Here is a 10,508-nt window from a genome sequence, read left to right as displayed (position 1 = left end):
CGGCTTCATCGCGACGGGCCACATGGCGGCCAACGGTTATGGTACCCATTCACCGACGGGTTACTCACTCGGTGCCGTCATCCTCGCCGAGATCGTCTTGACGGCCGTCTTCTTGTTCGTCATCCTCGGCTCGACCGACGCACGGGCGCCGAAAGGCTTCGCGGGCTTGGCGATCGGCTTGACCCTGACGATCATCCACCTGGTGGCCATTCCGATCTCCAACACGTCGGTCAACCCGGCCCGGTCGACCGCGGTCGCGTTCTTCAACGGCGACGGTGCTCCCGCCCAGCTGTGGGTGTTCTGGCTGGCGCCGCTGATCGGCGGGGCGATCGCCGGTATCGCCTATCCATTGTTGTTCGGCCGGGCTGACGAGACGGTCCCGCCCATCACCGACAACACCTAGCTGACGACCTTCAGGCCCGCGATGCAGCCGACCACACCGGCGATGAGCAACACCTTGACCGGCGACGCCGTCTCGTCGCCGGTCAGCATCGCGTAACCGACAGTGAGCACCGCCCCGACACCGACCCAGACCGCGTAGCTGGTTCCGGTCGGCAGGCTGCGCATCGCGAATGCCAACCCCGCCATCGAGAACAGCAGCGACACAGCGAAAATCAGCGACGGCAGCAGCCGGGAAAAGCCGTCGGATCTATCCATCGCGGTCGCCCACACCGCCTCGAGAACTCCGGACGCCACCAACACCAGCCACGCCATCGCGCACCTCTCCTCGCGCCGTCTTGTCGCTGGCCGGGTACGGTGCGCCTCGTCCGGTGTCAGTTGCTGACCCGATCGACGGTAGCAAACCTCATTGGCCGGGTACCCAGCTGCCGCGTGCCATCACGGCGGCGGCCCGATAATCGGGTTCCAGCGCAACGAGATTGGCCTTGGCGCCGACGCGCAGACTTCCGGCGCCGTCGATGCCGAGTGTCCGGGCCGGGGTCGTCGACGTCATGCGGACCGCGGCGGCAAGTGCGGTGTCCCGGTCTGAGCCGTGGCCGGCGACCGCGCCGAAGAGCTGATCCATCGTGGCGGTGCTGCCCGCGATGGTCGAGGTGCCGCGCACGCGGGCCACCCCCTGGACGACGTCGACGGCTACCGTGCCGAGCTGAAATTCGCCGTCGCCGACTCCCGCAGCGGCCGTCGCGTCGGTCACCAATGCGACCCGGTCGGCCCCGGCCGCCTCGATCGTCGCGTTCACCATCGCGGGGTGGACATGGACACCGTCCGCGATCAGTTCGACGGTCACCCGCGGATCCTGCAGCAGGGCGAGCGCCGGCCCCGGTTCGCGGTGATGCACTGACCGCATCGCGTTGAACAGGTGGGTGCCGACCGTAGCCCCCAGCTCGATGGCGTGGCGGGTCTGCTCGTAGCAGGCATCGGTATGTCCAAGGGCGACAACCACTCCGGCATCAACCAGGCGGGAGATCGCGTCGTCGCTGCCGGGTAGCTCGGGCGCCAGAGTGACCATCCGGATTGCGCCGTCGCCCGCGGCCAGCAACTCGTCGATCTCCGCCGGCGTTGGGTCACGCAGTTGCGTGTGGTCATGCGCTCCGCAGTGCGCCGCGCTCAGCCACGGCCCCTCGAGGTGAATACCGGCGACGGTGCCCTCGCGGGTCGACTCGGCAAGCACCCGCACGGCGGCAAGTAGATCGGCCGACGACGCGGTGACCAGGCTGGCCAGCGTGGTGGTCGTACCGTGCTCGCGGTGAAAGCCGGCCGCTCGCTGAATCTCTGCGGCGTCGCCGCCGGTGTACGTCGCGCCGCCACCGCCGTGGACGTGGACGTCGACGAAGCCGGGGACGATCACCGCATCGGGCAGGTCTACATCGGCGGGATGCGGCGGTGCGCCCGCACCGCAGCCCACGATCTGGTCGCCTGAGGTTTCAACCCAGCCCGGGCGGCAGACGCCCTGCTCGAGTACGACAGTGCCCGCGGCGATCAGCGGCATGCCGGTACATCCGTTGCCGCACTGGTGGTTTCGTCAGGCCAGCGACCGTTGTTCTCCCAGAAGTGGCGGATGTCCTCGAGTTGTCGTCCTTTGGTTTCCGGGGCGAACCGGTAGACCAGGAAGAATCCCACGGTGGCGATCATGGCGAAGATGGTGAACATCCCGGCGCCGCCCAAGCTGTTCAGCATCGTCAAAAAGACGGACTCGATCAGCGCGTTGGCCGTCAGGTTAGCGGTAAGCATCGCGCTGGAGCCCAGTGACCGCAGGTGTGCCGGGAAACTCTCCCCGGCGTAGACCCAGACCAAGGCGCCGAACCCGAAGGTGAAGCCCATGGTGAACATCAACAGCCCGGCGTATCCGAAACCCGAGACCGCACTGGATTTCGCCGCGAACACGGCGATCAGCACCCCGTCGCCGACAATCATCGTTGCGATGCCGCACAGCAGGATAGGCCGGCGTCCGACCCGGTCCACGAGGACCAGCGAGGTCAGCACGGCGACCAGCGACGCCAGCTCCATCACCGCGGGCAACACCAGCAGGGCGAAATTGCCCTGAAAACCCATGGCCTGGAACAACAGCGGGCTGTAGTAGATGATTCCGTTGATGCCGCTCAGCTCGGCGAAGAAACCGAGTCCGACGACGAACAGCGTGGCGCGCAGATAAGGCAGGCGGAGCATCTCGAGGATCGATCCGCCCCGCTCTTCGCGCATCGCCTCGGAGATCTCGGCGATTTCCTTGTCGACGTCGCTGTTCGGCTCGATCCGCAGCAACGATCGGCGGGCATCGTCGACTCGGTTCTTGAACAGATACCAACGCGCGGTGTCGGGCGTGGAGGCCAACAGCGGCAGCACCAACAGGGCAGGCACCGACGCCAACCCGAGCATCCAGCGCCAGCTACCCGATTCCGCCAGCATGTATGCCGACAGGTAGCCGCTGATGATGCCGAGAATGGTCGCCACCTGGTAGGTGACCAGCATCGCTCCGCGCAATCGGGCCGGCGCCGACTCGGCGATGAACACCGGGGTCACGGTGGCCGACAACCCGATGGTCATGCCGAGCAACATGCGCGCCGCCATCAGCCACGGCATCGACGCCGCCGCGGCGCCCAGCAGCGAGAACACCGCATAGCCGCCTGCCACCAGCATCATCGAGCGCTTGCGGCCGATCGCGTTGGCCAGGAATCCGCCGCTGAGCGCGCCGCAGATCTCGCCGATCACCACCATCGTCGTCAGCAGTTCCTGCTTGCGGATGGTCAAGTTGAAGTCGTTGGAGATGAACAGCAGCGCGCCGGCGATGTTGGAGAGGTCGTAGCCGCAGATGATGCCGAGCGTCGCCGCCGTGACCCCGATCAGCAATCGCCGTCGTGCCCGCAGAGACTCGCCGATGCGGCTCACAATCTCCCCTCCGGGTAGCCGCCCGGACCGTGGTCGCCGCCTAGTGCTGCGGCCGTCGGTTCGTCGAGCGGGCCACCATAATCAAGCCGAACACGACGACCGTACCGATGACCGCGACCCCGACCCTAACCGGCAAAGCGTCCGCGGCGGGTATCAGCGAGGCGGCATTCGAGGCGGGTCCGGCGGCGTTGTCGCCGTTCGCCGCAGGGTTCGGGGCGGTCAGCGACGGATCGGGTTCGATCAGCGTTCCCACCCGAGTTCCCGGCGCGGTCGCAAACCCGTAATCCAGCAAATGAGCCGCTTGCTGCCACGGCGCGATCGGCATCCGGGTGCCGTGCAGCAATACCGCCATCAGCCGGCGACCGTCCCGGTTGGCGGCGCCGACGAACGTCTGTCCGGCGTCGTCGGTGTAGCCGGTCTTGCCGCCGAGCGCGCCCGGGTAGTGGTAAAGCAGCTGGTTGTCGTTTTCCAGCTCATAGGCCGGGCTGTCGGCGTGTCCGGGGAAGTCGAACTTCTGCGTATGCACGATGTCGGCGAAAGTCGGGTTCTCCCAGGCGTATCGGTAGAACAACCCGATGTCGTAGGCCGAGGTGCTCATGCCGGGCCCGTCCAGACCCGACGGTGTGGCGGCGCGGGTGTCTTTACCACCGAGCTTGGCGGCCAGCGCGTTGATCTTGTCCAGCGCCGCCGGCATGCCGCCCAATTGCATCGCCAGCGCGTGTGCGGCGTCGTTGCCGGAGTGCATCAGCAGCCCGTGCAGCAACTGGTTGACGGTGTAGGTGCCGCCGGGCGCGACACCGACCTTGGTGCCCTCCGCGGCGGCATCGTCGGGGGTGCCGTCAACGGCCTTGTTGATGTTGAGCTCGCGCAGCGATGCCATCGCGACGAGCACCTTGATCACACTGGCCGGGCGGTGACGACCGTGGGGATCGCGGGCGGCGACGATGGCGCCGCTGTCCAGGTCGGCCACCACCCAGGCTTCGGCGGAGACGTCGCCCGGCACCGGGAGAGTGTTTGCCGCGGTGACCACACCGCAGCCGCCCAGGGAGTTACCGCCGATCGGCGAGGGCGGCACGGGCAGCGGCAGCGGCGGGTCGCCGGCCTGCGGGACTTCCGAGGAGTCCACCGCGGGCGGGGTCGCCACCTTGAACGGGCACAGGTCGTGCACGACGGCCGGCTCGGCGAACGCGGCGGGCATGCCGAGCAGCGCCGGCGCGCTCAGCATGCCCAGTAACAACACCTGCGCAGCCGCTGCCAGGCATGACGCAGTTCTGAAGAGTGCCATCGTGTGTGCAGAGTAGGCGATCAGCGGCCCGATTCCGCGGAGCCGCGCTGTGACTGGTGTTACGGATGTTGCACCAACTAGTTGACAATGGGCAGATAACCGACGCCGGTGCCGCCGATGCGACCAAGCCACAGCCGGCCGGGGGTTTCGACCACTCCGGTGGCCAGCCCGAAATCGGCGTGCTGGGTGCGAAGCTGGCTCACCACATGCCCGTCGTCGGGGTCGAAGGCGGCCACCCAGACCGTCGACTTCGGGTTGGGCAGCCAGCGGTAGGGCAGCAGCCGCCACATCAGGCTGCGGATGATCGGCGCGCGTGGGCCCAGCCATTCGTTGAGCGGGTTGCGGTCGGAGACCAGCGCCACCCAGATCCGGCCGTCCAGACCGGTCGAGATGTTGTCGGGATAGCCGGGCAGAGCGGTGACCAACGGGGTGATCGTGCCGGCCCGGTCACCGGTCAGCCAGTACTTGGACAACCGGCAGGCGGTGGTCTCGGCGTAGACCACCGCCGATTCGTCGGCGGTCAGCGTCACGCCGTTGGCGAAGTACAGACCGGAAGCCAGTTCGCTGACCGTGCCGTCGGGATCACGCCGAAACAGCGAGCCGGTCGGGCGTCCCTCGATGACCGAGCCCTTGTAGTACTCGTAGTAGAACCGGCTGGTCGACTCGGTGAAAAATATTGTGCCATCCGATGATTCGACGACGTTTGAGCAGAAGGTCAGTTTCCGGCCGGCTACCTCGGCGACCAACGTTTCGATGGCTCGAGCGGCCGGGTCGTAGCGCAGCAGGCCGCGGTGGCTGTCGCAGATCAGCAAGCGACCGTCACGGGCGACCGCCAGGCCCAGCGGTCGTCCGCCGGTGTCGGCGACCACCTGTACGGAATTGCTGTCGGGGCTGATCCGGACGATGCGGCCGTCTTCGACTCCGGTCCAGATGTTGCCGTCGGCATCGGCGACGGCGTCCTCGGGTGCGGTGCCGGGCACCGCGACCACACGCAGATCCGCGGTGAAATCGGGTGCCGGTAGCGGCCGCGACGGCGGCGGTTGCCACCGGATCGGGTCGATGCGGGGTTTACTCACAAGGTTTCCTTCAGCACGCCGCGCAAGATGGTTTCGATGGTTTCGAATTCGGCGGGGCCGCTGATCAGCGGAGGTGCGATGACGATCGCCGGGTCGCCACGGTCATCAGTGCGGGTGTACAGGCCGGCCGCGAACAGCGACGAGGCGATCTGCGGCAACAGTTTTGAGCTTTCCTCGCGGGTAAAGGTCTCTCTGGCCGCCTGGTCCTTGACGAGTTCGATCGAGTAGAAGTAGCCCTCGCCGCGGATGTCGCCGACGATCGGCAGGTCGTAGAGCCGCTCCAGAGTCGCACGCAAAGCCGGAGCCTGGCGTTTGACGTTGTCGTTGAGGCCCTCGCGCTCGAAGATGTCGAGGTTGGCCAGCGCGACGGCGGCCGACACCGGGTGACCGCCGAAGGTGTAGCCGTGCGGGAACACCGTCGTGCCGTCGTTGAACGGTTCGAACAGGCGGTCGCTGGCGATCATCGCACCGATCGGCGAGTACCCCGACGTCAAACCCTTGGCGCAGGTGATGATGTCGGGTTGATAGCCGAAGTCGGAGCAGGCGAACATCGACCCGATCCGGCCCCAGGCACAGATCACCTCGTCGGACACCAACAGCACGTCGTAGTGATCGCAGATTTCCCGCACCCGGTCGAAGTAACCCGGCGGCGGCGGTATCGAGCCGCCCGCGTTCTGCACCGGCTCGAGGAACACCGCGGCGACGGTGTCAGGTCCCTCGAATTCGATCGCCTCGGCGATCCGGTTGGCGGCCCATTGTCCGAAGGCTTTGATGTCGGTGCGCAACGGCTCCGGTGCACGGTAGAAATTGGCGTTCGGCACCCGGAAGCCGCCGGGTGTGAGCGGTTCGAACGGCGTCTTGTAGGCCGGCAATCCGGTGATCGCCAGCGCACCCTGCGGGGTGCCGTGATAGGCGGTCGCACGTGAGATCACTTTGTATTTACCAGGTTTGCCGGTGAGCTTGAAATACTGCTTGGCCAGTTTCCAGGCCGATTCGACAGCCTCGCCGCCGCCGCTGGTGAAGAACACCCGGTTCAACTCGCCGGGCGCGTAGCCCGCGATCCGGTCGGCCAACTCGATTGCGGGTGGTGTGGCGTACCCCCACAACGGAAAGTAGGCGAGTGTGCCGGCCTGCCGGGCGGCGGCTTGCGCCAGTTCGGCGCGGCCATGTCCGACCTGCACCACGAAAAGCCCGGAGAGCCCGTCGAGGTAACTCTTGCCGGTGTCGTCGAAGATCGTCACGCCTTCACCACGGGTGATGACCGGCGGTGTGATATCCGGGCCGTGCCGCGCGAAGTGCAGCCAGAGGTGGTCAGTCATGTGGCACGTTGTCGCGCAAAGGTTTTGAGCTCGGCGGAGAGTGCGTCGGCCTGCAGTAGCGCGGGAGCCAGAGCTGGATCGGTCATGCGAGCGCGAAAGACCAGGCCGATGGTCACGTCGTGATCGGGGCGGTACTCGATGGTGATTTGATCACCAGCCCGGACCTCACCGGAGGACAGGACACGAAAGTACGCGCCGGGCGTGCCGGCGTCTGTGAAGGTCTTGATCCATCGCGGCAGATCCAGGAACGACGCGAACGTCCGGCAGGGTGTACGCGGCGCAGAGACTTCTAGGAGCAGCGTTCCGGTCCCTATCCGCCACCGTTCGCCGATGCGGGTCTGCGTCAGGTCGACACCGACGGTGGTGAGATTTTCACCGAACATTCCGTTGTCGAGGGTTCGATCGAGGCGCGCTTCCCAGCGGTCGAGATCTTCGCGGGCGTAGGCGTAGACCGCCTGGTCAGCTCCACCGTGCAGCTTCGGATTTCCGATGGTGTCGCCGAGCAGGCCACTCGCATCGCTTTGACTCCGCCCCGGCGGTCGTACTTGTACGGCCTCGGAGACAGGCTTTTTGTCGATGCCGGTCAGCTTCGACTGCGCGCGTGGGTCGGGGTTGACGCGGGGTCGTGCCACATTGACCGACAAGACGTGCACCCGCTCACAATAGCGGCGAGCACTGCACCTCGATCGCTTACGGTTACGCTCGCCACATGACCTCTGCCCGGCAGGTCACCGAATTCGAAGCGTTGCGGCCGCATCTGATGTCGGTCGCCTACCGGCTGACCGGAACCGTCGCCGATGCCGAGGACATCGTCCAGGAAGCCTGGCTGCGCTGGGCTCGACAAGACAATGCAATCGCCGACCTGCAGGCCTGGCTGACCACTGTGGTGAGCCGGCTCGGGCTGGACCGGTTGCGGTCGGCAGCGCACCGGCGGGAAACGTACACCGGCAACTGGCTGCCCGAGCCGGTGGTGACCGGCGTTGATCGAGCCGATCCGCTGTCTGCCGTGGTGGCACAGGAGGATGCCCGGTTCGTGGCGATGGTTGTGCTCGAACGTCTTTCGCCCGACCAACGGGTTGCGTTCGTGCTGCACGACGGATTCGCCATCCCGTTCGCCGACGTGGCGCAGGTGCTCGGGACCAGCGAGACCGCAGCCCGGCAGCTCGCCTCGCGGGCCCGCAAAGCCGTCACCACTTCTCCGCCACCGGAACCCGATCCGTCGCACAACGAGGTGGTCGGCAGGCTGATCGCCGCGATGGGAGACGGTGACCTGGACGCCGTGGTCGCGCTGCTGCATCCCGACGTGACGTTCACCGGCGATTCGGATGGCAAGGCGCCCACGGCAGTTCAGGTCATCCATGGCGCGGACAAGGTCGTTCGGTTCATGCTCGGTCTCGCCCAACGTTATGGGCCGTCCATGTATACCGCCTACGAGCTGGGGTTCATCAACGGCGAACTCGGCATCTACACGGCCGGCCTGCCGGCCAGCGACGGATACCGCGAGATGCTGCCGCGGATCATCGCGATGACGGTGCGCGACGGAAAGGTCTGCGCCCTATGGGATATCGCCAACCCCGACAAGTTCACCGGCTCTCCGTTGGGTCGGTGACCATGAACCCAGGGCGAGGCCGAGTCGCAGCGCTCCGGCGGCTTCGCCGGCGGCTTCGGCGAATCGGCCGCCCAGCCCGATAAAGCTGAGGTAACCGTGTGGCAGGTCGGCCTGACGGGTCAATGCCACCGGGATCCCCCCGGCCCGCAGCTTGTGCGCGTATGCCTCACCGTCGTCGCGGACCGGATCGAAACCAGCGCTGGCGATATAGGTGGGCGGTAAGCCGGCGACGTCGCCATGCTGTGGTGACAGTCGCGGATCTTCCAGATCGGTTCCCGCGGGTATGTAATTGGCCATCACCCACTGAAGATTGCGTTCGGTGAAGGTCGAACCGTTGGCGAACAAGTCGCGCGACGGCCGGCGGGTACTCAGATCGGTCGCGGGATAGATCAACAGCTGGAACGACGGCGCTATGCCGCCTCGTCGCACCGCCTGCTGGGTGGTCACGGCGGCGAGATTGCCGCCGGCACTGTCACCACCGATTGCGATGCGGGCGGGATCGGCACCCAGATCGCGAGCATGGTCGCGGGCGTACTCGAACGCGGCGAGTGCGTCGTGCACAGGGGCGGGGAACTGGTGTTCCGGGGCGCGCCGGTACTCGACCGAGAGGACTCGAGCGCCGGCATGGCTTGCCAGGTAACGGGCGATGGGGTCGTGGCTGAACCGTGAACCGACCGAGAAGCCGCCGCCGTGGAAGTACACCAGCAGCCCGGACGGCTCGGGCACGTCGGCGGGGGTGTAGAGGGTCGCTGGGACCTCGCCGTGCTCGGCGGGGATGGCGATCTCCCGGGTCGCGACCGGCACCGGTGGCTGGTAGCCGATGAGATGCGGAAGCTCGTCATACCGTGCTCGGGCCTCTTCCACGGCTCCATCGAAAACATCGGAGCCTGAACGATTTTTGAGGGCGATGGCAAGCTGTGCGTCCAGCGCCATTACCTGTCCGTCGATTCGCAGCGGCGCGCCCGCCAGCAGTCGGCGGACCGGTTTGGGCAAGCCGAAGGCGCCGCGGACCACCGCGGCCTTGACCCGGGTTCGTTTAGCTGTCATGACAATATCTCCTTATCTCGGTGGGCTTTTCAGTTCTTGTGGGCGACGAATCGCATGACATGGCCGAGCAGGCGGGACTGCAGGCTGGTCGTGAGACCATGTCGGGCGCACTCGGCGCGGAAGTCGTCGGGCACGATCAGCCGGTACTGGGAGCCGTCCAATCGATGAAACAGGCTCGCGAGTGGAGTGCGGGTCAGGTCGTAACCGACGAAGGTCCCTCCCGGACGCAACACGCGTGCGACTTCTTCCACGGCGCGCTCCCAGTCGATGATGTGGTGCAGCATCAGGCAGCTGACGACGGAGTCGAAGGAATCATTTGGGAATGGCATCGCGGTGGCATCGGCCGTTTTCACCGACGCGCGTGCGAACCCGCCCAACCGCGTGGTGGCGGCCTGCGCCATCTGCGGATCAATATCTATTGCGGTCCAGACAAGTTCGGGATTTTCCGAGAGAACCTGTTGGGCGACGGATCCGCTCCCGGCGCCGATTTCCAGGACATCGCGGCCCAGTCGTTGAGCGCGGAGTACACGCGCGACGGTCGAGCTGCTGGAACGCCAAAACGAGCTGCAGCAGTAGGCACGTTCGAATGAAGACATTGCAGGCATATCCCAAGCGTGGTTCAGCCACGACGGGAGCGCTTGTACGGATCCGTCAGATCAGGCCGTCAGATCAAGGTGCGTCGAACCGCATCGGCGAGTTCGCGCGGGGTCGCCCCAGTCATCTCCCAGCACACCTTGTTGGCATGCGACCCGTCGGCAAACCCGGCCAGGTGGGCGGCGTCGGTGACCGAGTAACCATCGAGCAGGTAGCTCACCGCGGCAACCAGCCGC

General features: G+C 66.4%; 11 protein-coding genes and 1 riboswitch. Of the genes, 2 read left to right on the top strand and 9 right to left on the bottom strand.

Features of this window, described 5'->3' with window-relative positions:
• Positions 1–403, top strand: a 403-nt coding sequence (locus VN856_RS05970) for an aquaporin (RefSeq protein ID WP_325687111.1), incomplete at its 5' end; no start/stop codon positions are given.
• Here VN856_RS05970 and VN856_RS05965 read toward each other — a convergent pair.
• The 7 genes from VN856_RS05965 to VN856_RS05935 all read right to left on the bottom strand — a co-directional run bounded on the left by VN856_RS05965 (position 400) and on the right by VN856_RS05935 (position 7,675).
• Complete coding sequence (locus VN856_RS05965) at positions 400–714, bottom strand: multidrug efflux SMR transporter (protein ID WP_325687109.1); 315 nt, start codon at positions 712–714, stop codon at positions 400–402. The two genes, VN856_RS05970 and VN856_RS05965, sit on opposite strands and share 4 nt — an antisense overlap.
• Positions 715–726: 12 nt before the next feature.
• A riboswitch (guanidine-III (ykkC-III) riboswitch) is annotated at positions 727–790 on the bottom strand.
• Between the two features lie 15 nt (positions 791–805).
• Positions 806–1,948 carry an N-acetylglucosamine-6-phosphate deacetylase gene (nagA, locus tag VN856_RS05960; RefSeq protein WP_325687107.1) on the bottom strand — a complete coding sequence of 381 codons (1,143 nt, stop codon included), beginning with the start codon at positions 1,946–1,948 and terminating at the stop codon, positions 806–808.
• Positions 1,939–3,342, bottom strand: coding sequence for a sugar porter family MFS transporter (locus VN856_RS05955; RefSeq protein WP_325687105.1), 1,404 nt, complete (start codon positions 3,340–3,342; stop codon positions 1,939–1,941). The genes nagA and VN856_RS05955 overlap by 10 nt, the downstream gene beginning before the upstream one ends.
• A gap of 40 nt (positions 3,343–3,382) precedes the next feature.
• A complete protein-coding gene (locus VN856_RS05950; RefSeq protein ID WP_325687104.1) occupies positions 3,383–4,627 on the bottom strand; it encodes a D-alanyl-D-alanine carboxypeptidase family protein in 1,245 nt (414 codons plus the stop codon).
• A 77-nt stretch (positions 4,628–4,704) separates the two neighbouring features.
• Positions 4,705–5,703, bottom strand: a complete 999-nt coding sequence (locus tag VN856_RS05945; RefSeq protein WP_325687102.1) for an SMP-30/gluconolactonase/LRE family protein — start codon at positions 5,701–5,703, stop codon at positions 4,705–4,707.
• A complete protein-coding gene (locus tag VN856_RS05940) occupies positions 5,700–7,022 on the bottom strand; it encodes an aspartate aminotransferase family protein (protein ID WP_325687100.1) in 1,323 nt (440 codons plus the stop codon). Before VN856_RS05940 ends, VN856_RS05945 begins: the two co-directional genes overlap by 4 nt.
• Entirely contained in the window at positions 7,019–7,675 is a 657-nt protein-coding gene (locus tag VN856_RS05935) for an MOSC domain-containing protein (RefSeq protein WP_325687098.1), read from the bottom strand. Before VN856_RS05935 ends, VN856_RS05940 begins: the two co-directional genes overlap by 4 nt.
• A gap of 56 nt (positions 7,676–7,731) precedes the next feature.
• Here VN856_RS05935 and VN856_RS05930 point away from each other — a divergent pair, with 56 nt between their 5' ends.
• Positions 7,732–8,631 (top strand): sigma-70 family RNA polymerase sigma factor, encoded by a 900-nt coding sequence (locus VN856_RS05930; protein WP_325687096.1) that lies wholly within the window; start codon positions 7,732–7,734, stop codon positions 8,629–8,631.
• On the opposite strand, the gene VN856_RS05925 is transcribed toward VN856_RS05930, so the two are convergent.
• Both VN856_RS05925 and VN856_RS05920 read right to left on the bottom strand, forming a co-directional pair.
• Entirely contained in the window at positions 8,578–9,678 is a 1,101-nt protein-coding gene (locus tag VN856_RS05925; RefSeq protein ID WP_325687094.1) for an alpha/beta hydrolase, read from the bottom strand. The two genes, VN856_RS05930 and VN856_RS05925, sit on opposite strands and share 54 nt — an antisense overlap.
• Before the next feature lie 29 nt (positions 9,679–9,707).
• Positions 9,708–10,274, bottom strand: coding sequence for a class I SAM-dependent methyltransferase (locus tag VN856_RS05920; RefSeq protein ID WP_325687092.1), 567 nt, complete (start codon positions 10,272–10,274; stop codon positions 9,708–9,710).
• Positions 10,275–10,508 lie beyond the last annotated feature (234 nt).

The organism is Mycobacterium sp. (assembly GCF_035603715.1).
Lineage (GTDB): Bacteria > Actinomycetota > Actinomycetes > Mycobacteriales > Mycobacteriaceae > Mycobacterium.
Note: the sequence above shows the minus strand (reverse complement) of the source record. Positions and strands in the feature narration are given on the sequence as shown.

Excerpts from the sequence above, each read along its gene's own strand:
- VN856_RS05920 (WP_325687092.1), bottom strand. The coding sequence starts at position 10,274 with ATGTCTTCATTCGAACGTGCCTACTGCTGCAGCTCGTTTTGGCGTTCC.
- VN856_RS05940 (WP_325687100.1), bottom strand. The coding sequence starts at position 7,022 with ATGACTGACCACCTCTGGCTGCACTTCGCGCGGCACGGCCCGGATATC.
- VN856_RS05965 (WP_325687109.1), bottom strand. The coding sequence starts at position 714 with ATGGCGTGGCTGGTGTTGGTGGCGTCCGGAGTTCTCGAGGCGGTGTGG.
- VN856_RS05950 (WP_325687104.1), bottom strand. The coding sequence starts at position 4,627 with ATGGCACTCTTCAGAACTGCGTCATGCCTGGCAGCGGCTGCGCAGGTG.
- VN856_RS05930 (WP_325687096.1), top strand. The coding sequence starts at position 7,732 with ATGACCTCTGCCCGGCAGGTCACCGAATTCGAAGCGTTGCGGCCGCAT.
- nagA (WP_325687107.1), bottom strand. The coding sequence starts at position 1,948 with ATGCCGCTGATCGCCGCGGGCACTGTCGTACTCGAGCAGGGCGTCTGC.
- VN856_RS05925 (WP_325687094.1), bottom strand. The coding sequence starts at position 9,678 with ATGACAGCTAAACGAACCCGGGTCAAGGCCGCGGTGGTCCGCGGCGCC.